Source organism: Rappaport israeli, assembly GCF_001888055.1.
Taxonomy (GTDB): Bacteria; Pseudomonadota; Gammaproteobacteria; order Cardiobacteriales; family Cardiobacteriaceae; genus Rappaport; species Rappaport israeli.
The window spans coordinates 59,141-82,221 of the sequence record NZ_LXHZ01000003.1; the positions used below are offsets into that span (position 1 = coordinate 59,141).

A 23,081-nucleotide genomic window follows, 5' to 3' on the forward strand; every position below is an offset into this window, starting at 1 on the left:
CAATGAGATAAAAATGAAAGAGAGGTTTTTTGGGGTTAGAAGAGGGCGGCAGGGTTGATAAAACAAATATCTAAGAAAAAATGGCGGACTATAGCAAGTCTTTGGTTGGTGGCGGTGGTGGTGATGTGTTTACTGCCTATGAGTCAGGTGGCGCCAATATCAAAAGAGCTGGCAGGGGGTATGGCGGTGGATAAGTGGGCGCATTTTGGGATTTATTGTATTGCGGCAATATTATGGCGGTTGGCAGGATGTTGTCTGTGGCGAGTGTTGCTGTTTTTATCCCTGATGGGTTGGGGGGTGGAGTGGGCGCAGGGGTTGACGACTTGGCGTAGTGCGCAGTGGGCAGATGGTGTGGCGAATATGTTAGGGGTGGGTTTGGGGTGTATGATGGTTGCGCTTATCCGTTGGGTTGGTTTTTTTACCAAAAGTTAAGAGATAATGTGAGTTTTGATGGGGCAGGGGTAGTTTCTAGACCGCTAAAGCTATTTTAATTTAGGAGAGATTATGGATGATTTTTATCGCGCATCGCGTACCAATTTAGAGAAAGTAGGAGACGGGGCGGTAAGTGAGTCGGTGGTAAAGGTATTATCGACAAGTAGTTCTTGGGCGCGTTTCAATGCGGTGATTAATTCTATAAATTTGGTCTTTACATTATTTTATGTCGCCATGATTCTTTTGAATCTGTTTTCTTCTGAAGTTTCATTGCAAGGGCGTTTGGCGAATGTTTTAATTGATGGATGGTGGGGGGTGGTGTCGATAGTGATTTATTGGTTTTTTGCTAAATCTATGAGTGATTATGCAACTTTGACTAAGCGTTTGTTGGTGAGTCGACAGGTGGAGGCAGATGTGGCGCAATGTTTTGCCCATAGTTCGACGTTTATTAAGACGCTGGAAATAACCTTGTTATTGTTTATCGGGGTTTTTGTTTTGGGTTTGATGACAGCGGTTATTTTGCCGATGTATATGTTGTTTAGATAAGGAGGCTTAGATGAATGCGTTAATTATGGCACAACTGCCGAAGGCGATTTTCTGGAGTCGTTTGACATCGATTTTCTTTTTGGTGATGGCGATTGTTTTAGTTTTATATACCATTATTATTGTTATTTTTGCCAATGGGGTCTTTTCAATAGTCAGTTTGCTTGGTGTGGCAGTGATGGGGGGATTTTTTTGGTTGTTTCGCGCGTATCAATTGGCATGTCAACAGTTATTGGCACAACCAACAAGCGCGCATTTAGAGCATGCTGTGCGTCGGCAGACGTTGATTATTAAGGTATTTGGTATGATTGCATTGTTTGTGATTGTGTTGATTGTGGTGGGGATAGCGCTAGCGATAACTGGTAGCATATATTTTCTCTAGTTCAAACTGATTGGATTGTATAACGTTAGAATAACCTAACCCCGTTATATTAAATAACGGGGTTTTTTAATGATTGATTTTTGCTTAATTGGGAGAGGGTTTAGCCTGTGTTGCGTAGTCCAGCAGCTAGGGCGTTGATGCTGCGAATGAGCGGGTCTTCTACGCTAATCTCTTGCGTATCGTTAGAGGTTTTCTCACGACGGGCGCGCTTGAGTAATTCAATTTGAATGTAGTTGATGGGGTCGAGATAGGCGTTGCGCCATTCGAGTGAGTTGGCAAGTTCGGTTTGGGTGGAGAGAAGTTGGGTTTGTTGTAAAAGGGTGTTGAGGTTTTCTTGAGTGAGGCGATGCTCTTTTAAAATGGTTTGTAAGATATTATCGCGCAACTGTGGGTCGTCGCATAATTGGCTGTAGGCTTGGGCAATGCTGGTTTCTGATTTGGTAAATGCCATTTCAATATTGCTGATAAAGACTTTGAAAAAAGACCAATGCTGGTTCATCTCTTGTAGTAGGGTTTGTTGGCTTGGGGTTAGGCTAGATAAAGCGCTACCAACGCCATACCACGCAGGAAGGGTAAACCGCGCCAGCGACCAACCAAAGACCCAAGGAATGGCGCGGATGGTGGATTTGCTGGGGAGTCCTTTTTTGCGGTGTGCTGGGCGTGAGCCGATATTAAGGAGGGAAATTTCTTGTACGGGCGTGGCTTGAGAATAAAATTGATAAAAGCCTTCGGTGTGGTCGGTGAGTGCGCGGTAGCTTTGTTCGCCAGCTTGGGCGAGTTGGGCAAAAAGGGTTTCATATTGTGGCAGTTGCGCAGGTTGGGCTACAAAGCGACTTGAGCTGGCTTTGAGTGCGCCAGTAATGCCCATGGTGAGTTCAAATACGGCGGTATCGGCGTTGGCGTATTTGGCATAGAGTACTTCGCCTTGCTCGGTAAATTTGATTTGTCCGTGTAATGTGCCAGCAGGTTGGGCGGCAATGGCTGCATGAGTTGAGCCCCCACCGCGACTCACTGAGCCACCGCGACCGTGAAAGAGACGGGTTTTGATGCCAAATTGATGAGCGATTTGGGTGATGATTTGTTGGGCTTTGTAGAGTTGCCACGCGGAGGTGATGATGCCACCATCTTTGGAGGAGTCGGAGTAGCCAAGCATAATTTCTTGGGTATCGTTATCTTGGTTGAGAAGTTGGCGATAGAGGGCGTTGTTAAGTAGGGCAGGGAGGATATGTTCGATTTGTTTTAAATCTTCGATGGTTTCAAAAAGTGGTGCGACAGGAAGGGCGGCGCTGAGTTGTCCTTGCTCATCTAGGGTGCTTAGCCCTGCAAAACGCATGAGGAAGAGCACTTCAAGGAGCTGGCTGGCGTTATTGGTCATGGAGATAATGTAGCTACCGAAGGTGCGCACTCCGACAAGTTGGCGCAGTTTGGCAATGGTGCGCATTAGGGCGAGTTGCTCTTTGGTTTGCTCGCTTAGCTCAGCGTCATATAGAAGCGGTGCGCCACGGGTGCTGAGGAGTTTGGTCAGCCAGTATTGGCGTTGGGTTTCATCAAGGTTTTGATAATCAGGAAGATTGGGGGCGTGAGCGAATATATCAGCGATTACCTCGCTGTGATAGCTGGATTCTTGGCGGATGTCTAACGCGGCTAGATGAAAACCACAGGTTTTAACCAGACGAATGAGGTCAAGCAGAGCGCCGTTGGCGTGGGTTTCGTCGTGTTGATGAACGCTTTGGTAGATGAGTTGTAGGTCTTCTAAGAAGTCCTCAGGGCTTGCGTAGGCATGCTGATGGGCGCTGTGTTCGCCTTGATGTTGGATTAGGGTGTTGGTGGCTTTAACTTTGGCCAAAATGATAGAGAGTAATCGGCGGTAAGGTTCGTTTTGATAGTCTTTGGGATTGTAGGTAAAGATATCTTCATCAAGCTGGCGGTAGTGGTTGATGCGTTGATAAATGGCTGAATCAATATTAACGATGGTATCGCTATGGATAAGGGTTTGGCGTAGTTTTTCTAAGCATTGTTGATAGTGATTTAAAACGGTATCGGCATGCATGAGCACCGCTTGTTCGGTTGTTTGATGGGTAACGTAGGGGTTGCCGTCTCTATCTCCCCCAATCCAAGAGCCAAAAGTTAGAAAGGTAGGGAGGTTTAAAGATTGTAATTCAGGGTAGGTGTCGGCAATGGCGCGCTCAAGATTGCGATAAATTTGCGGAATGGCGCTAAATAAACTGACGTTAAAATAATGTAGTCCGTTATTAATTTCATCATATACCAAAGGTTTACGGGTGCGCACTTCATCTGATGACCATAATAAATCGATGGTTTGAGCAATGGCTTGTTTGGCTTGTTGGTAGGCAGGGCTATCTTCTGGATGTTGGTTGAGCTGTTGATTTTGACGAAAGAGGGATTGTAGGTTATTCATGGTGGTGCGACGGCGCGCTTCGGTGGGATGTGCGGTAAATACGGGGGTAATGTGTAATTGTTCGAGCAGTTCTTGCATTTGCTCTGGGCTAATTTCTCTTGCGCGACAGTCTTGTAGGGTGCGACGAAATGAGCCTTCCCAGCAAATACCGTTTTGCTGGCGTTGGGTGTGTCGTTGTTCGCTTAAAGCGCTTTCTTCGCAAAGATTGGCGAGGGAGAAATAAATAGAAAACCCACGAATGACGTTTTTAAGAGTTTGATTATCTAGCGAGGCGATAAGCTCAATTAAGGATTGTTTGTGTTGGGCGTTGGGTTTGCGCCGTTCTTGGATAAAACCTTGGCGTAGGGTCTCGATGGTTTGTAGGGTGTTTTCACCCGCTTGGCGAGAAATTGCATCTCCTAATAATGCGCCCATTAAACGAATGCGATCTCTTAATAAGTCATGATGAATTGTCATAATATTGCCCTTTTTAAAAACGTTTAGCCTACGCGGGTTTTTGTTGCGCGATAAGCGCTATAAAATACGCACAAATGCATTAATTGCAAGTATAAAAAATATCTCCTTGAGGGATTGTTTGCAAAATATAGAGTTGGATTAAATTCTTTCGTGAGTGTGGTGAAGTTTCTGTTAAAATCGCGCCTTATGTTGTCTTTGAATTAAATCAGAAATCATGGCATTTAAGTTGTCAAGGAAATCAGTATGAGTGACGATACTTTTAAAGAGGAAGCCCTACGTTATCATAGTTATCCGACGGCGGGGAAATTAGCAGTAATCCCTACAAAAACCTTAGCCAATCAACGTGATTTATCTTTAGCCTATTCCCCTGGTGTGGCTTATGCCTGTCAGGCGATTGAACAAGACCCGTTGCAAGCTGATTATCTTACCGCGCGAGGGAATTTGGTGGCGGTGATTTCTAATGGTACGGCGGTATTGGGTTTGGGCAATATCGGTGCGCTGGCAAGCAAACCAGTTATGGAAGGCAAAGGGGTATTATTTAAAAAGTTTGCGGGTATTGATGTATTTGACCTTGAAATTAAAGAAGAAAATGTCGATAAGATTGTTGAAACCATCGCAAGTCTTGAGCCAACGTTTGGGGGCATTAATCTGGAAGATTTTAAAGCGCCAGAGTGTTTTGAAATTGAACGACGCTTGAAAGAGCGCATGAATATTCCCGTTTTTCATGACGACCAACACGGAACGGCAATTATCGCAACCGCAGCGCTTATTAACGCATTACGTATTCAGAAAAAAGAGATTAAGAAGGTGCGCGTGGTTGCATCTGGAGCAGGTGCTGCGGGCATGGCTTGTTTGGATATGTTTATTGCCTTGGGAGTGAGTCGGGATAATATCATTGTGTGCGATTCCAAAGGCCCAATTTATGAGGGTAGAGAAGGCAAATTAGACGGTCGCAAACAAGAGTTTGTCGCAAAAACACAGGCTCGGAGCTTGGCAGAAGCGCTAGAAGGTGCGGATGTATTTTTGGGTGTCTCGCAAGCAGGAGTGTTAGATGCGCAGATGGTTTCAACAATGGCAGATTCGCCACTGATTTTAGCACTTGCCAATCCTGTTCCTGAAATTATGCCTGATGAAGTCCATCGCGTGCGCAAAGATGCGATTGTGGCAACGGGGCGCTCTGATTTTCCTAATCAGGTGAATAATGTGTTGTGTTTCCCTTATTTATTCCGCGGAGCGTTGGATGTGGGCGCGACGGTGATTAATGAGGAAATGAAATTAGCCGCCTGTTATGCTTTGGCAGATTTGGCGCAATCGCCAGCGGGTGAAGAAGTGATTGCCGCCTATGGTGGGGATAAGCTTTCTTTTGGCAAGGATTATGTGATTCCAAAACCATTTGACCCTCGTTTGATTGCCACTATTCCTTATGCTGTGGCAGAAGCAGCGATGTCTTCAGGTGTGGCACGTCGTCCTATTGCAAATATGAAAGCCTATCGCGAACAGCTAGAAACGCTTTTAACCCGTAGTGGGTTTGTTATGAAACCCATTTTAGAGCAGGCTAAAGAGAAAAAACTAAAAGTCGTTTTTGCTGAAGGGGAGGAATTGCGTGTATTGCGGGCGGTGTTGGCATGCTTGCAAGAGGGGTTGTGTGAGCCAATTTTAATTGGCAGACGTAAACGCATTGAAGAGCGCTTAAAAGAGCATTTTTTACCTATTGATTTGGATAAAGATGTAACCCTAATTGAGCCAATGGATAATCCTTACTACACCGAATGTTGGCAGGGGTATCATAAGCTGCGCGCGCGCGAAGGCGTAGGCCCAAATGAGGCGAAAATTCATTTAAATACGCGCCCAACGGTTTTAGCGGCAATGTTGGTTAAACTGGGTCATGCAGATACATTAATTTGTGGCGTGGTAGGGCGTTATCATCGCCATTTGCGTCGCATTTCTGGTATTTTTGGCATGCGTGGCGCACTTTCACAACCCGCGGCAATGAATATGATTATTCACCCGAAAGGCACTATTTTTATAACCGATACGCATGTGCATGAGAATCCTGATGCCGAAGAATTGGCAGAAATTACCATCCGCGCTGCACAAACGGTAGAACGGTTAGGGATTACGCCTAAAGTGGCGTTATTATCGCATTCTAATTTTGGCTCTATGCGCGAATCGCAAAGCTCTATTAAAATGCGTGCGGCATTAAAACGTATTCAACAGCGCCAACCTAATTTGATGATTGAAGGTGAAATGCAGGCAGATAGCGCATTGGCTGAAGAGATTCGTCGTGAGATTTTCCCTGCCAATCAATTAGATGGGACGGCAAACGTGTTGGTGATGCCAAATTTAGATGCTGCTAATATTGCTTATAACATGACTAAAGTAACTTCTGATAGCACAGAGGTCGGGCCAATTCTGTTGGGTTTAAAACGCCCTGTGCAAGTGCTGTTACATACCGCAACGACAAGACGCATTATTAATATGGTGGGTATTGCGGTATTAGAAACCAATGCCTATTATCAACGTATGGAAAGCAAATTGCAGCAAGGCGAGTTGGATTGATTTTATCGCGCAGAATTAAAATAAATTGGGTTTAAAAAGATATGAATGAATTAGAGATTGTTCGTCTGGCCGACTATGAACCGCCAGCTTTTACCACGTTACACCATGATTTAACCTTTGATTTGCAACAAGACCATACATTGGTAACGCATAATCAACAATTTAAGCGTATCCAAGCCAGTGTCGATGAAAATGGTTGGGCGGTTGAGTTGCAAAAACATTTAGAGCTTGATGGTGAGGGGCTTGAACTAATAGAAATTGCCATTAATGACAAGGCATTGTCTGATAATCAATGGCGCTATGAAAATAATAAACTCACGTTATTTAATGTAGCAGATGAATTTACGCTCACCACTAAAGTTAAGATTTATCCAGATGATAATAAGGAACTTTCTGGGCTTTATCGTTCTAATGGCGTGTATTGCACCCAATGCGAAGCGCAAGGTTTTCGCCGTATTTCTTTTGCTCAAGACCGCCTGATGTGTTAGCGACTTATCGTGTGCGCATTGAAAGTGATAGTGAGACTGCGCCTGTACAATTGTCTAACGGCAATTTAGAGGTTGAGGGGACTATTGATGCCAAGCGACATTTTAGTGAATGGACAGACCCACACCCCAAGCCAACGTATTTATTTGCTTTGGTGGCAGGGGATTTAGAGCAAGTCAATCGTCGTATTACTACGCCACTGGGTAAAAAAATTGATTTAAGAATCTATACAGAAGCAGCTTTTATTAAGCAAACTGATTTTGCCATGCAATCTTTGATTGAATCGATTAAATGGGATGAGGAGCGTTTTAATCTATCTTATGATTTAGAGCGCTTTAATATTGTTGCGGTTAGTGATTTCAATATGGGCGCGATGGAAAATAAAGGGCTGAATATTTTTAATACGCGCTATGTGTTGGCAGATACAGAGACCGCTACCGATGAGGATTTTCATAGCATTCGCTCAGTGATTGGGCATGAATATTTTCATAATTGGACGGGAAATCGGATTACCTGCCGTGATTGGTTTCAATTAAGCCTTAAAGAAGGGTTAACCGTTTTTCGCGACCAAGAATTTTCTGCCGATATGGGTGAGCGTTCGATTGAGCGCATTGCTGATGTTAATTGCTTGCGTCGGGTGCAATTTCCTGAAGATGCTGGCCCTATGGCGCACCCCGTGCGTCCTACATCCTACGCTGCGATTGATAATTTCTATACCGCTACCGTGTATGAAAAAGGTGCAGAAATTATCCGCATGATGCATACCATCATTGGTGAAGAGCTTTTTCAAAAAGGCATGGCGTTGTATGTGGAGCGACACGATGGACAGGCGGTGCGGATTGAAGAATTTGCGCAGTGTATGCAAGATGCCTCGGGATTTGATTTTCGTGGGTTGTTCTTTAATTGGTATACCACCAGTGGCACGCCGCATGTGCAATTTACCTCATCTTATAACCAGCGCGAGCGCACCTTTACACTAAGCGCAGGGCAGCAAGTCAAAAAAGTAAATCCAGAATCGGCATTGCTTATTCCTATCCGCATTTCGCTCTTATCGCGCAATGGACGAGAATATAAATTTGAAGATGGGTCATTTAGTCAATTGTTGTTATTGGATAATCGGCGGGGTAGTTGGGTTTTTGAGCATGCAGATTCTGATTTGATTCCTGTGATTATGCATGGTTTTACCGCCCCTGTTCGCTACGAGCATCATTATGAAGATGAAGAATTAGCCGTTATCGTTAATCATGCCAAAGATGGATTTGCGCGCTATGAAGCGATGCAACGATGCTTTTTGCGCCTATTTGAGCAGTCGCTTAAACAGCCTAAAGCTTTGGTTGAAGGAGCTAAAAAGATTGGCAAACTCTGCCAAGAAATTATTGACAATACTCAACGCAGTGCGCAGGAAAAAGCGCTATTACTGGCATTACCAAGCATCAATGACGTGATGGGGCAATTTGATGCGCCTGTAGATATGGATGCGATAACCAATGCCTATGAGCGGGTTTTGCGCTTAGTGGCTTTGAAAATTCGTTTACCGCTAACCAGAGAATTTAAAGCGCACCCCCAACCCGAACAACCGCGTTATAGTGTAAAAGATGCAGGTGAGCGTGCTTTGCGTGGTCTGTGTATTCATTATCTATCGGTCTTTAACGAGCCTAAAATTCGGCAATGGTTGTTTGAATTATACGAACAAGCCAATTGCATGACTGAGCGCATGAATGCACTACAAGGACTTAATCGATATCATGATGACTGGCGCAGTCAGGCGTTAGATGAGTTTAGTCAACGCTTTGCAGATTATCCGTTGGTGATGGATAAATGGTTTGCCTTGCAGGCGCGCTATGAGGGAGAAGACACGCTCACCCATTTAGAAAAATTGGTCAATGATGCGCGTTTTGATTTAACCAATCCCAATCGCTTTAGGGCGTTGGTGGGGACTTTCGCGCAACAGAATTTATTGCGTTTTCATCATCAAGATGGCAGTGGCTATCGGTTTGTTGCCAGCCAAATTCGGCGTATTTTAGGCATTAATCCGCAGTTGAGCGCGCGTCTTTTAAACGTTTTTGCAAGCGTTGCCAAATTAGATGAGGCGCGTCAGCAAATGGTGGCGCAGTTGTTGCGTGAGTTGTTGACGGTAGAAAGCATTAGTGTGGATGCGCGTGAGGTGATTGAGCGCATTTTAAGCGGTTTAAAATGAGTGTAGCGCCACACCCACTGGATAACTTAGATTCTAGCATTCGCCAAGCGCTTGAGCCTGCATATGAGTTAGCTAGTGGCTGTGCGTCTTTTAAACCAAGCCATGCGCAAACGCTTTTACAACTGCTGATTGAGCTAAAATCTGATACGACCTTGCTTTGTGCTGCTTTATTTGTTCGTCCTTTGCGGGCGCAGGAATTGGCATTAGAAGAGATTGAGGCGGTTAGTAGTGAGGCGGTGGTTGGGGTGTTGCAAGCATTAGAAGATTTAAGCCTCATTGACCGCCTGCATGAGCAGGAGCAGAGCGATTTAGAAAGTTTGCGCAAGATGTTGTTGGCGATTGCCTCAGATATTCGCGCGGTGATTTTAAAGTTATCTTTGCAAGCGCTGTTAATGCGAGAGGTTGAGCGTTTTGACCCTCAAACTCAGCAACGCCTTGCGCTACAAACGCAAGATTTATTTGCCCCACTTGCTAATCGTTTGGGCATTGCGCAACTTAAACTAGAGTTAGAAGATAATGCCTTGCGCATTTTAGAGCCTGATATTTATCAGGAGATTTCGCAAGCCCTAGAAGAAAACCGTGCTGACCGTGAGCGCTATATTGAGCGCATTATTGCGTTACTGCGTCGGGAGTTACAGCAAGCAGATATCCGTATTAATCGCATTTATGGGCGAGTTAAACATATCAATAGTATTTATCTGAAGATGAAGCGTAAACGCTTGCGCTTTGAGCAGGTTAATGATGTGCGCGCGGTGCGGGTGGAGGTGCCAACTAAGGGGGAATGTTATGGGGTGTTGAGTGTGGTGAATGCGTTGTGGCAGCCCATTGCTGAAGAATTTGATGATTATATTGCTCAGCCCAAAGCCAATGGCTATCAATCGTTGCATACGTCGTTAATTGGCCCTGATAATCGGGTGCTGGAGGTGCAAATTCGCACCAGTGATATGCATCAACGCGCTGAGTTGGGAGTGGCGGCGCATTGGCTGTATAAGGAAAAGGGCGCGCGCCATACCAAACAATTTGAGCAACAGATTGAATGGTTGCGACGCATTTTAGAAGGCGGGGACGCGGCGCGTGGGGATGTGGTGTTTAATCAATTTCGCAATGAAGCGTTTCGTGATAGGGTGTACGCCGTTTCTCCACAAGGGCGCGTGGTGGACTTGCCTGAAGGCGCGACGCCACTAGATTTTGCTTATCATATTCATACTCAGCTTGGGCATCGCTGTATTGGCGCGAAACTCAATCAAAAAATCGTCCCCCTCACCACAGCGCTAAAAAATGGCGATGTGGTGGATATTTTGACGCAAAAAGAAGCTAATCCCAGCCGTGATTGGTTAAATGAGCATTTAGGATATTTACAAAGTGGGCGCGCTAAGGCGAAGGTGCGAAGTTATTTTAAAAAGCTAGAGCGTGAGAAAAGTATTGCCGCAGGGCAAGAGATGTTGCAAAAAGAAGCTAAGCGCCTAGATATTCAGTTGAAAACGGAGGATTTGCAGGCGCTGGTGAAAAAATTCAATGTCAATACGATAGATGAATTATTAGCAGCGATTGGTTTTGGGGATGTGAGTGTGTTGATGTTGGTGCATGAATTGCTTGCGCGTCAACCAAAACCATGTGAGAGTTTGGATGAGCGCTTGGCGCGGATTCCGATTAAAGCGCCTAGAAAACAAGCGCGCCAAAGTGTGATTGTAGAAGGGATGGATGATTTGATGATTAACTTTGCCAGTTGTTGTCAACCTGTCCCACCTGCGCCAATTAGCGGATTTATTACGCTGGGGCGAGGGGTGAATGTGCACCGCAAAAGTTGTACTAATGTTCAACACTTAGCCAAAATGCACCCTGAGCGGATGATTGAGGCGCATTGGTCTAATGCCGTTGGTGGGGTGTTTAGCGTGGATGTGGCGGTATGTGCTTTTGACCGCGCGCATTTGTTGCGCGATATTACTCAGATTATCGCCAATGAAAAAAGCACGATTTTAAAAGTGGATTTGCAACAAGATAAACAACAGCAATTGCATGGGCAATTTACCTTGGAAATTGCGGATATGAGCCAGCTTTCGCGGATTATCGACCGTTTAAGTCAGCTTAAGGATATGAAAAAAGTACATCGTGTAAGTCATTAGGGCAATGAGTCGGTCGAAGATGGCTTGAGAAGCCTTATGTTGACGCGCGGATAAAGCGTGAGCACTTAAAACACAAATTTTATATAGAGTTATATTAAAAGGATATTGTTATGAGCAAACAAATCACTTCTTTTGCTAGTCAAGATTTTAGCCAAAACCCGTTATATCATCCGCCAGAAGCGCCTAATTTTGCCGCGATTCGTCCTGAGCATGTGCAGGCGATTGAGGCGATTATTGCAGAGAATCGGCAGGCGGTTGAGGATTTGTTGGCGCAGTCGGTGTTTAGTTGGCAGAATTTTGTTCTGCCATTAGAGCGCATGGAGAATCGCTTATCTAAGGCGTTTTCGCCGATTTCGCATTTGCAATCAGTCTGTAGTAGTGAGCAGTGGCGTAAGGCGTATGAAAAGGTGTTACCGCTACTGTCTGAATATGGCGCGGATATGGCTCAGCATAGTGGGTTGTATGCGGCGTTTAAAAGCATTCGTGAGGGGGCGGAGTTTGCAACGCTTAATGCTTCGCAACAAAAAATTATTGTCGATGCGCTGGAGGATTTTGAGCGCAGTGGGGTGGCGTTGTCTGATGAAGATAAGGCGACTTTTAAAGCGCTAACGTTAAAACTTTCTGAGTTGACGACGCAATTTGCTAATCATGTGTTGGATGCAACGAATGCTTGGCAACTACACTTAACCGATGCACAACGTTTGCAAGGATTGCCTGAGAGTACGCTGGCATTATTGGCGGATTTGGCGCGACAACGTCAGTTGGAGGGGTATGTCTTAACGTTGGATGCGCCTGTGGTGATTGCGGTGTTGACCTATGCCAATGAGCGCGCGTTGCGTCGTGAGGTGTATGAGGCTTATAGCGCGCGTGCTTCAGATAGAAGTGATGAGGGGCGTTTTGATAATCAAAACATTATTCAAGAGATTTTATCGCTTCGACAGCAAAAGGCGCAGTTGTTAGGGTTTGAGGATTATGCGGCGTTGTCGTTGGATGTGAAGATGGCAAAATCACCGCAGGCGGTGATGGATTTTATCGAGGATTTGCTGGCTAAAAGTAAATCCAAAGGTGAGCAAGAGATGGCGGAGGTGCGCGCTTATGCAAAGACGCAGTTTGGATTAGAGCGCGTTGAGCCTTGGGATGTGGCGTTTGTAAGCGAGGCGTTGCAACAGGATAAATTTTCAATATCACAAGAGCAGCTGCGCGCTTATTTTCCTATTGATAAGGTCTTGGAGGGATTGTTTTGGGTGGCGCAGACGTTATTTGCGGTGCGTTTTCGTCCCAATGAGACGTTGAGTGTGTGGCATAAGGATGTGTTAGCATTTGATGTGTTAGATGAGCAGGGGCAGTTGCTGGCGCAGTTTTATTTGGATTTGTATGCGCGCGCGCAAAACGAGGGGGCGCGTGGATGGATGGTGCGGTGTCGCGCTTTAAAGATGGTGCACATTTGCAGTTGCCAGTGGCGTATTTGGTGTGCAATTTTACGCCTGCGGTGGGCGATGCGGTGGCGCATTTAACGCATGATGAGGTTACTACTTTATTTCATGAGTTTGGGCATGGGTTGCACCATATGCTAACGCAAGTGGAATACTATAGCTTGTCAGGGATTAATGGCGTGGAATGGGATGCGGTGGAGCAACCCAGTCAGTTTATGGAAAATTTCTGCTATACCCCTGAGGGGATTGCTGCATTAACGCGCCATCAACAATCTGGAGAGGTTATGCCTGAGGCGTTGGTGGATAAATTGGTGGCAGCGAAAAATTTTCAGTCGGCGATGGCGTTGTTGCGTCAGTTAGAATTTGCCTTATTTGATTTGCAGGTGCATAGCAAGGCAACCGCTGGACAACCAGTCTTAGAGATTTTGCAAGCGGTGCGCGCGAAGGTGGCGGTAACGCCTGAATATGAACACAATCGTTTTCCCATGCAATTTAGCCATATTTTTGCTGGCGGTTATGCCGCAGGATATTACAGCTATAAATGGGCAGAGGTGTTATCAGCGGATTCATTTGCCGCTTTTGAAGAGGAGGGCGTGTTTAATCCTAAGACGGGCGCGCGCTTTCGGAAGGAGATTTTGGCGGTGGGCAGTTCGCGTTCATCAATGGAGAGTTTTAAAGCGTTTCGAGGGCGTGAGCCATCAGTTGAGGCGTTGTTGCGCCATAGCGCAATTGTAGATGAGCGTGTATTAGCGCAGTAATAGATTCAATAAGAGGCAGATATGGCGATTACAAGACGGGATTTTTTAAATGGGGTAGCGTTGAGTGTAGGCGCTGGCTTGTTGCCGTGGCAACAGTTGGCAGCGCAGCAAGGGCGCTACTATCCGCCTATGTTGGTAGGATTGCGGGGCAATCATGAGGGCAGTAATCGCTATACGCATCCGCTGGCGTTTGGGGCGCTTAAAATCGATATTGAGGCGCTACCCATTGAAGAGGATTATGATTTAGTGGTGGTGGGCGCTGGCATTAGTGGGCTGGCGTCGGCGTGGTTTTATCGTCAGAAATTTCCTCAAGCTCGTATTTTGATTTTAGATAATCATGATGATTTTGGTGGGCATGCAAAGCGTAATGAAATGGGGGAGGGGGAAAACTTTCGCATTACTTATGGGGGGAGTGAGTCGCTGGATTCACCTGAGGGGACGTTTAGCGCGGTAGCGAAGGAATTATTGCAATCTTTAGGGGTGGATTACACTAAATTCCATCAGTATTTTCAACAAGATTTGTATGAAAGCCATGGCATGACGGAGGGAATTTATTTTGATGCGGCACATTTTCGCCGAGATGTTGTCGTAAAGGGAGACCCTTATTTTGGAGAAGCGGATGCTGCGTCAGTGGTGGCGCAATTCCCACTTTCTGAAGAAGATAAGGCGGCGCTAACGCAGTTATTTGTCAATCCTGAAAATTATTTTCCTGAGCACAGTCGCCAAGAAATTGAAGCGATTTTAGGGGCGATGAGTTATGAGCACTTTTTGCAACACCATGTGCGGTTGAGCAAATCTGCGCGCTCGGTGTTTCAAGCCTATCCTGCAGATGAGTGGGGGTATCCCTATGATGCTATGCCGCTATAGATGGTTTTCATGATGGCTACCCTGGATTTGACCAGCTCGATTTACCAGAGATTGAGCAAGAAGATGAACCTTATATTTATCATTTTCCTGATGGCAATGCCTCTATTGCGCGGTTATTGGTGCGTTCATTGATTGGCGATGTTGCCTCAGGTAATACGATGGAGGATGTGGTGAGCGCGCAGTTTGATTATGCAAAATTAGATTTGCCCAATAATGCGGTGCGTCTGCGTTTGAATTCTACCGTGGCGGTGGTGCGCAATGAAGAAGATGGGGTGGGGGTGGTGTATTTGCGCCGTGAAGCAGATGCGGATAAACAAGTTCGGGTGCGCGCAAAACATTGTGTGATGGCGTGTTATTACCGCATGATGCCTGCAATTGCGCCACAACTGCCCAAAACGCAACAAGACGCCATAATAGAAAATGTAAAAATTCCTTTTCTTTATACAAAGGTATTAATTAAAAACTGGCAGGCATTTAAAGATTTGGGCGTGCATAGTTTTTATTGTCCAACAGCGCCATATGCGGTGGTAAAACTAGATTATCCCGTGAGTATGGGAGAGTATGATTGTCCACGTGAGCCTGAGCAGGCGATGGTCATTCACATGGTGCGCGCAACAGCACCTTACGGGACGCGCGGCGATGTGCGTGAAATGGCGCAGTTGGGGCGGAAATTAATTTATGGCACAGCATATAAAACATTAGAGCAAGAAGCCATTGCGCAGTTAAATGGGTTATTAAGCCCCGTGGGAGTCAAAGTTGAACCATTGATTGAAGCCATCACCATTAACCGCTGGGCGCATGGTTATAGCTATGAGCCTAAAACGCTGTTTGATGGAACATCCGATATAGAAACACTCAAAACACAAGCGCGCCAACCTTTAGGAAATATACACATCGCTAATTGCGATAGTGGCTTTAGCGCTTATTTGCAAGTGGCGGTGGATGAGGCGCATCGCGCGGTGAGTGAGATGAGTTAGGTTGAAGGACAGGTAATGAGGCTTTGTTGCAGTTAGAAAGAAGGGGGGAGATAGCGCGGTTTAATAAGGTCTGCGAGTTCGAGGTAGGAAAGGGGAATTTCAATATAGCCTTCACCAAAAGAACCTAAAGAATAGGGATTATAAAAAAAGTAATGCCTTCAGTGGTAAAGTAGAACATATTTACCGTCTAATTCTGTGGCACTCTCTCACGTCGCAACTCAAAACCCACCACACAATTACGCTACACCGATAACCATGGTAATAATCCATCCTCTTGTGCCATCAACGCCACTCGCCCTGATAAATCATACCCCCGAGCGCCCCAAAATTACATGCCACTACCCAGCAGAAAACACCTGCGAGTACTCTTCAAACACCGCCTGATCGCCATAGATAATCGACAAATTATCTACCCTAACCGTCACTACCATCTCTCCCCCTTCTCACACAGCCAAGCAAAACCGCCATTTGCCATAGTAATAATGAATTGAAATAAAAAAGATAAAAAGCTTACCCTACTAGCCAAAGAAAAAAAATCTGTTATAATCGCTCGCCACATCTGGGGGCGTTCTTGGATTCGACGGGGATAACAAAGCTCTAGGTGCATGTCGAGAATGAAAGACTCTCGTAAAATTCTTTCAAATATTAGTTGCAAACGAAGACAACTACGCTTTAGCGGCTTAATTCCCGCTTTCACTCACCTAAATTTGTCTGTGGATTTAGACTGAGTGTAATCTACACAGAATCGCGATTGAGCGTGTCTAGCGTTTAATCGTTAAACCAACTAGACTCGCATTTTGGAAGTTTGTTCGTTGACTGAAAAAATGTTAAAACCAAAAACGAACTAAACATGTAGTACCGAAAGTGGCGTATTTGCGGACGGGGGTTCAAATCCCCCCGCCTCCACCAAACCCATTATCAAGCACCATCAAGGTGCTTTTTTTGTATCTTTAAAACCCTTGTTGTTGCTTGGTTTTTACCTCATGGGGGCGCACTGAGCCTCTCCTGCATGCAAGACTTTTTATTGGTGTTTATTATCATGGGGCGGGAAAATACAACTTGCCTTAAAACCCATGTCCTGCGTGGGATTGATGGTTAAAAAACTAACAGCAAGGAAAGATATGGGAAAACTTACGCGCAAAGCTTGCGATAATGCCAAATTATCCAAATTATCCAAATTATCCAAATTATCCAAATTATCCAAATTATCCAGTCCCAGACTCAGCCCTGAAGGCAAGCCCAAGCGCTATGCAGACAGGTAGGGGTTGTATTTGGAGGTTACGCGCAAAGGGAAGTACTGGCGGGGCGCTTATCTTTTTGAGGGCAAGCAAAAGACGGTATTGTTTATAGTTGGAGAAGTGGAAAAGTAGTACAAGGCGGCGAGCCGCAGACAGTACAGATAGTACGGCAAGGCGAGCTAACGCCGTAATACTTTTTCAATTCTTCGACTATAGCATTTTGTTGGATATGCTTTCAAAGCCATTTGCACCCGTTAATAAAATATCTAGAGGCGGGTCAGGATTAAAATCTGATGCCTAGATTTTTTAAATGCTTGGATAAGCGAGGAATTCAGCCTAATTGATTAGGAAAAATCACCAATGATTGGTTTAAAATGAAAACTGATGATTTTTCGCAGGCAGGTAAGGATAGTCAATGAATCAGAAATTACCACCACTTAAGTTGCTTCATACTTCCGACTGGCATATTGGGCGCACGCTTTATGGTAGGAAGCGCTATCAAGAGTTTGCTGCGTTTTTGCATTGGCTGGCTCAGACTATTGAAGAGGAAAAAGTTGATGTTTTGCTGGTGGCGGGGGATATTTTTGATACCAACACGCCAAGCAATCGCGCTCAAGAGCTCTATTACCAATTCCTATGCCGTGTGGCGGTATCATGCTGTCGGCATGTGGTTGTGATCGGAGGCAATCATGATTCCCCATCTTTTCTTAATGCGCCAAAGGCGTTGCTCAAAACTTTAAATGTTTATGTGGTTGGTAGTAGCACGCAATCTTTAGAAGATGAGGTGTTGATGCTTTGTAATGAGCAGGGCGCGCCAGAGTTGATTGTCTGTGCTGTGCCTTATCTTCGCGATAGGGATATCCGCATAGCAGAGGCGGGTGAGAGTATTGAGGATAAGGAACGAAAATTAATAGAGGGCATCCGCAATCATTATGCCACTGTTGGCGCTTTGGCAGAGCACAAGCGCGAAAAACTCGGGAGGGATATTCCCATTGTTGGCATGGGGCATTTATTTAGCGCAGGCGGACAAACCGTTGATGGCGATGGCGTACGCGAACTTTATGTTGGCTCTTTGGCTCATGTTACGGCGGGGATTTTTCCAGTGTGTTTTGATTATTTGGCGCTGGGGCATTTGCATGTTCCGCAAAAGGTGGGCGGTTTTGAAACCATGCGCTATAGTGGCTCTCCGCTACCTATGGGCTTTGGAGAGGCAAAACAGCAAAAGAGCGTTTGTTTGGTTGAGTTTCACAGCACGGCGGCATCTGTACAGCTAATCAATGTACCAGTGTTTCAAAGGCTTGAGCACATCAAGGGGGATTGGGAGGCTATTTCAAACCGCCTTTTTGAACTAGCGACAACGAATGCCCAAGGCTGGCTTGAAGTGATTTATGATGGCAGTGAGATTATTGGGAATTTGCGTGAGCGCTTAGAATCAGCAATTTCTAATACCCAAATGGAAATTCTTCGCATAAAGAATAACCGCATTATTGACCGTGTGTTGGGGCAAGCTGAAGAAGAAACGCTGGATGATTTGAATGTGCATGATGTGTTTAAACGCTGTCTCGCCGTTTATGAAGTGCCTGAAGATCAGCGCGTTGAACTGCTGCAAGCCTACCAAGAAATAGTTTTGTCTCTCTATGAAGATGACGTACAGGCGCAATAAAGAGGCTGCCAATGAAGATATTACAGCTACGCTTTAAAAATTTGAATTCACTGGTTGGTCAATGGCAGATTGACCTGACGCATCCTGATTTTGTATCTGATGGAATTTTTGCCATCACTGGGCCTACAGGCGCAGGAAAAACAACCATTCTTGATGCGATTTGCTTAGCGCTTTATGGGCGCACGCCCCGCCTGAACAAGATTACCAAAAGCGCAAACGAAATCATGTCCCGCCAGACTGGTGAATGTTTTGCGGAGGTAACCTTCCAAACCCAGAGCGGACGTTACCGCTGTTATTGGAGCCAACACCGAGCGCGGAAGAAAGCAGACGGCGAACTCCAATCCCCAAAACATGAAATTGCTGATGCTGATTCTGGCGAAATTTTCGAATCTAAGATTAAAGGCGTAGCGAGCAGATTGAATCGGTTACTGGTATGGACTTTGAACGGTTCACCCGTTCCATATTGCTCGCTCAGGGCGACTTTTCCGCCTTCCTTCAAGCGCCAGCGGATGAGCGCGCCCCAATGTTAGAACAAATCACAGGGACAGAAATTTACAGCCAAATCTCCATTCGTGTGCATGAGCGCAGACGTGAAGCGCGAGAAAAACTAAACCTACTACAGGCTGAAACGGCAGGGATAGTGATGCTTGACCCAAAGCAAGAACAAGAGACCAGACAGACGCTTGAGATAAACAACAAGGAGGAAACAGACCTTACCGCCAAATTCGCTGAAACCCAAAAAGCCATGGACTGGCTGACTACTATTGATGGGTTAAAAAAGGAAATCATTCACCTAAGCGATGAAGCAAATAAGCTACAGGGCGATATTGAGGCATTTAAACCAGAACGAGAAAAGCTCAATCAAGCTTTGAGCGCCGTTTCATTAGATGGCGCTTATGCAACGCTTAGCGCTATCCGTAAACAACAGACAGATGACAGAGCAGGGTTAAAAACAGAGCAAGAGGCGCTTCCTAGGTTGGAATCCTTTGCCAAAGAACAGACCAAGGCACTGAAATTGGCTGAACAACAAACCATTCAAGCTAAAGAAGCGCTGAAGAGCGCCACCCCTATACTGCAAAAAATTCGCGCCCTTGATGAGAAACTTTCTGCTAAGAAAAAAACGCTAGAGCAAGAGAATGAAAGCTATAAAAAGGCAATAATAACAATAGAAGCAGACAAAAAAGCTCAAATTGAAGAACTAGAAAAACGCGCCAAGGCTTACGCGAGCCTAGCTTTTGTAGAAGATTATCTCAAGGAGCATGCACAAGATGAATGGCTAATAAGCGCTCTGGCTGGTGTGGAAGAACAAATTGATGGACTACTTTTTAAACAAGATGAAATCCTGCAAAAGGAGGCAGCTCAAGAAGCGGTTCATACAACTTTGCAACGGGCGATAAAGTCATACGAAACCCATCACAAACAATTGAGCATTTGTAAAAAGGAATTGGGAGATAGCTTAAAACGCCTTGAGCAAAATAAAGAGGCATTAAGCCAATTATTAGGAGAGCGCTTATTGCGAGAATATCGCACCGAGAAAGAAACTTTGCTACGTGAAATGGCATTTTTAACCAAAATTGCGAAACTGCAAGCGCATCGGGCAAAACTAGAAGACGGTAAGCCCTGTCCATTATGTGGCGCGACGGAACATCCGTTTGCGCAAGGCAATCTCCCTATCCCTGATGAAACCGAGCGCAGGATTGAGGCTTTGACCAGCTTGATTAGCAAAGCAGAACATCAGGAAGCCATCATCAAAAAACTAGCAGAAGCCGAGAAGTTAGCCCGTAAGAATCTAACGGAGGCTGAAAAATTAGAGCTAGTAGCGGCGAATGAGCAAACAAGCGCCAAGAAAGCGCTAACCGAGACGCAGGACACTCTGGTAAAACTGCGTGCTGATTTTGCCAAACGCAGGCAGGCTGTTTTAACCAAACTGCAAAATCTTGGAATTACAGATATCCCTAAAACAGATTTTTCATCATTAATCGAACACCTCAAAGCGCGACTGAAAGCGTGGCAGGAACAGGTTAAAAAAAAGGCAGAGATTGAAAAACAAATCTTGGCTTTTGACAGTGAAATAAAGCGACTGGATGCGCTGATTGAAACTCAAAGCAACGCTTTGACTGAAAAACTAGAACGCCTCGACATCTTAGAAAAGGAGTTCACCGCTGGAAATGATGAGCGCAAAGCAATCTATGGTGATAAGAATCCCGAAAATGAGGAGCGCCATTTAATCAAGACGATTTCACAGGCTGAAGATTTTGAAAAACAGCTCAGAGAACGACACCATGAATCCCAACAAAAATGCAATATCGCAAAATCTTCTATCGACACTCTCAATAAACGCATCGAGCAACGCGCGCCAGAGTTAAAAAAACTTGAGACAGAATTCATCACGGCGCTTGCACTTGCAGGTTTTTCAAGTGAAGAACAATTCTTGGCGGCGATACTGTCGCCTAAACAACGAGCAGAGCTGATGAGTAAGGTCAAAAATATAGATGAGCGTCAAACAGATTTAAAAGCCAGACAAAAGGATAGGGAAACACGCTTGGCAAAAGAGATTTCTCACAAGCTTACAGACCAATCATTGGAAGAACTACAAGCGCAACTCAAAGCGCAAGAGGTGAGCCTAAAAGAGCTGAGGGATATTATCGCTGGTCTTAAACACAAATTAAGCGAACATGCGAGCGCTAAAGCGCGAATAAAGGAAAAACAAGTTGCTATCGAAATTCAGGAAAAAGAGCGCCAAAGATGGGAAAACTTACACGAATTAATCGGCTCAGCCGACGGCAAAAAGTACCGAAATTTTGCTCAAGGGCTGACTTTTGAAATGATGGTTGCTTATGCCAACCAACAACTGCAGAAAATGACCGACCGCTATTTGTTAACCCGAGACACTGCTCAGCCGCTAGAGCTTAACGTGATAGATAACTATCAGGCTGGAGAGATTCGTTCTAGCAAAAATCTTTCTGGTGGAGAGAGTTTTATCGTTAGTTTGTCCTTGGCTCTGGGGTTGTCTCATATGGCGAGCCAGAATGTCCGCGTGGATTCATTATTTTTAGATGAAGGCTTTGGCACCCTAGACGAGGAAGCCCTTGATAGCGCCTTGCAAACCCTTACAGGGCTACAGCAAGAAGGCAAACTAATCGGCATCATTTCGCATGTTAGCGCCTTAAAAGAGCGTATTAGCACGCAAATCCATGTAACCCCTAAAACAGGTGGCAGAAGTCAACTATCAGGGGCTGGATGTCGTCAAATCGCCTAAACTTAGCGCAACTGAAATTTTAAAAGAGTGTATATCAAAAAATATTTAAAATGCGCTGAACCATTAACAGCGTTGAAAGCTTTTTTGTTCAAGGCGCAAAATAAGGGGATTCTGTTGTTATAATGTCGTCTATTTTGGCTTAACTGAAGAATGTATGCACCAAGTATTAGCGCGTAAATGGCGACCTAAAAATTTTCATGAGTTGGTAGGGCAGGCGCATGTGCGCCAAGCGCTGATCTATGCGCTTGACCATCAACGTTTGCATCATGCCTATTTATTTACAGGTACGCGCGGTGTGGGTAAAACAACCATTGCGCGCATTTTGGCAAAATCGTTGAATTGTTTGACGCATGGCGTGTCGTCTAATCCTTGTGGTCAGTGTCAGTATTGTCAAGAGATTGAGCAGGGAAGATTTCCAGATTTAATTGAAGTGGACGCTGCCTCACGCACGGGCGTCGAGGATACGCGAGAGTTGCTTGATAATGTGCCGTATGCACCTGTTAAAGGGCGCTATAAAATTTATCTTATTGACGAAGTGCATATGTTTTCAAAAAGCAGTTTTAATGCGCTGTTAAAAACGCTAGAAGAACCGCCAGAGCATGTGAAATTTGTATTAGCAACCACCGACCCACAAAAATTACCTGCCACAGTGTTATCGCGTTGCTTGCAATTTCATCTTAAAAATATGAGCGAAGCGCAGATTATTGCACATGTGCAAACCATTTTAGAGCATGAAGGGGTGGGCTATGAGGATGAGGCGGTGCGCTTGTTAGCACAGGCAGGCAATGGCAGTATGCGCGATGCTTTGAGCTTGCTCGACCAAGCCATTGCTTTTGGACAAGGTAAAATCGCTACCACAGAAGTGGCGAACTTGCTTGGTGCAGTCCCGATTACTCAGTTGCGCGGTTTATTAAAAGCATTGGTTTTAGGCGATGCGCGCGCGTTGCGTGAGGCATTGGCACAGATGGAGCGTTTTCGCCTGATTATAGTGAGGTATTGCGTCGGTTATTAGAGCAGTTTCAGTTGATTACCATTGCTCAGCTAGAGGCGGAGCGTGAATTGGGCGAAGTGGGGGAATTTAATGCAAGTTTGGCGCGCGCCTTGCCTGTGGAGTTGTTGCAGTTGTGGTATCAAATCGCAACCGATACTTGGCGCAATTTGCCATATCAGCCTGATGCGCGTTTAGCGTTGGAGATGGGATTGTTGCGAATGTTGGCTTTACAACCTGTTATGGCAGGGGTGGACATTGCACAAGTACAAGCATTAGAAGAGCCACAAGCGCCAATATT

Annotated in this window: 11 protein-coding genes, 1 other RNA gene and 3 pseudogenes; 14 read left to right on the top strand and 1 reads right to left on the bottom strand. The window is 45.3% G+C overall.

From position 1 onward, the window contains the following. Positions 1-54 precede the first annotated feature (54 nt). The 3 genes from A5N84_RS00510 (at position 55) to A5N84_RS00520 (ending at position 1,357) form a co-directional block, all read left to right on the top strand. Entirely contained in the window at positions 55-432 is a 378-nt protein-coding gene (locus A5N84_RS00510; RefSeq protein WP_143324761.1) for a VanZ family protein, read from the top strand. A gap of 72 nt (positions 433-504) precedes the next feature. After that, positions 505-978: a hypothetical protein gene (locus A5N84_RS00515; RefSeq protein WP_072280857.1), complete on the top strand. Its 474-nt coding sequence runs from the start codon at positions 505-507 to the stop codon at positions 976-978. A gap of 10 nt (positions 979-988) precedes the next feature. Next, positions 989-1,357 carry a hypothetical protein gene (locus A5N84_RS00520; RefSeq protein ID WP_072280858.1) on the top strand — a complete coding sequence of 123 codons (369 nt, stop codon included), beginning with the start codon at positions 989-991 and terminating at the stop codon, positions 1,355-1,357. A gap of 100 nt (positions 1,358-1,457) precedes the next feature. Here the strand turns inward: A5N84_RS00520 and ppc are convergent, their stop codons facing one another. Beyond that, positions 1,458-4,232, bottom strand: coding sequence for a phosphoenolpyruvate carboxylase (ppc, locus tag A5N84_RS00525; protein WP_072280859.1), 2,775 nt, complete (start codon positions 4,230-4,232; stop codon positions 1,458-1,460). Between the two features lie 243 nt (positions 4,233-4,475). On the opposite strand from ppc, the gene A5N84_RS00530 reads away from it, so the two are divergent. The 11 genes and pseudogenes from A5N84_RS00530 to dnaX all read left to right on the top strand — a co-directional run. Then, positions 4,476-6,791 carry an NADP-dependent malic enzyme gene (locus tag A5N84_RS00530; protein ID WP_072280860.1) on the top strand — a complete coding sequence of 772 codons (2,316 nt, stop codon included), beginning with the start codon at positions 4,476-4,478 and terminating at the stop codon, positions 6,789-6,791. A gap of 41 nt (positions 6,792-6,832) precedes the next feature. Then, positions 6,833-7,279: a hypothetical protein gene (locus A5N84_RS11110; protein WP_233119776.1), complete on the top strand. Its 447-nt coding sequence runs from the start codon at positions 6,833-6,835 to the stop codon at positions 7,277-7,279. After that, positions 7,273-9,474 carry an aminopeptidase N gene (pepN, locus tag A5N84_RS00535; RefSeq protein WP_233119777.1) on the top strand — a complete coding sequence of 734 codons (2,202 nt, stop codon included), beginning with the start codon at positions 7,273-7,275 and terminating at the stop codon, positions 9,472-9,474. The genes A5N84_RS11110 and pepN overlap by 7 nt, the downstream gene beginning before the upstream one ends. Further along, on the top strand, positions 9,471-11,597 hold the full coding sequence (locus tag A5N84_RS00540; RefSeq protein ID WP_072280861.1) for a RelA/SpoT family protein: 2,127 nt from the start codon (positions 9,471-9,473) through the stop codon (positions 11,595-11,597). The genes pepN and A5N84_RS00540 overlap by 4 nt, the downstream gene beginning before the upstream one ends. A gap of 110 nt (positions 11,598-11,707) precedes the next feature. Beyond that, positions 11,708-13,788 (top strand): annotated as a pseudogene (locus A5N84_RS00545) (M3 family metallopeptidase). Between the two features lie 21 nt (positions 13,789-13,809). Continuing rightward, positions 13,810-14,655, top strand: coding sequence for an NAD(P)-binding protein (locus A5N84_RS09335; RefSeq protein WP_078055487.1), 846 nt, complete (start codon positions 13,810-13,812; stop codon positions 14,653-14,655). A 119-nt stretch (positions 14,656-14,774) separates the two neighbouring features. After that, positions 14,775-15,632 carry an FAD-dependent oxidoreductase gene (locus A5N84_RS09340; RefSeq protein WP_143324762.1) on the top strand — a complete coding sequence of 286 codons (858 nt, stop codon included), beginning with the start codon at positions 14,775-14,777 and terminating at the stop codon, positions 15,630-15,632. Between the two features lie 561 nt (positions 15,633-16,193). Next, positions 16,194-16,541, top strand: a transfer-messenger RNA (tmRNA) gene (ssrA, locus tag A5N84_RS00555). Between the two features lie 744 nt (positions 16,542-17,285). Beyond that, positions 17,286-18,533, top strand: a complete 1,248-nt coding sequence (locus A5N84_RS00565) for an exonuclease SbcCD subunit D C-terminal domain-containing protein (RefSeq protein WP_072280863.1) — start codon at positions 17,286-17,288, stop codon at positions 18,531-18,533. Between the two features lie 11 nt (positions 18,534-18,544). After that, positions 18,545-21,792 (top strand): annotated as a pseudogene (locus A5N84_RS00570) (AAA family ATPase). A 154-nt stretch (positions 21,793-21,946) separates the two neighbouring features. Then, positions 21,947-23,028 (top strand): annotated as a pseudogene (dnaX, locus tag A5N84_RS00575) (DNA polymerase III subunit gamma/tau); the annotation flags it as partial. Between the last annotated feature and the right edge of the window lie 53 nt (positions 23,029-23,081).

Coding starts and splice junctions, on each gene's coding strand:
- ppc (WP_072280859.1), bottom strand. CDS start 4,232: ATGACAATTCATCATGACTTATTAAGAGATCGCATTCGTTTAATGGGC.
- A5N84_RS00565 (WP_072280863.1), top strand. CDS start 17,286: ATGAATCAGAAATTACCACCACTTAAGTTGCTTCATACTTCCGACTGG.
- A5N84_RS00515 (WP_072280857.1), top strand. CDS start 505: ATGGATGATTTTTATCGCGCATCGCGTACCAATTTAGAGAAAGTAGGA.
- A5N84_RS09335 (WP_078055487.1), top strand. CDS start 13,810: ATGGCGATTACAAGACGGGATTTTTTAAATGGGGTAGCGTTGAGTGTA.
- A5N84_RS00520 (WP_072280858.1), top strand. CDS start 989: ATGAATGCGTTAATTATGGCACAACTGCCGAAGGCGATTTTCTGGAGT.
- A5N84_RS00540 (WP_072280861.1), top strand. CDS start 9,471: ATGAGTGTAGCGCCACACCCACTGGATAACTTAGATTCTAGCATTCGC.
- A5N84_RS11110 (WP_233119776.1), top strand. CDS start 6,833: ATGAATGAATTAGAGATTGTTCGTCTGGCCGACTATGAACCGCCAGCT.
- A5N84_RS00530 (WP_072280860.1), top strand. CDS start 4,476: ATGAGTGACGATACTTTTAAAGAGGAAGCCCTACGTTATCATAGTTAT.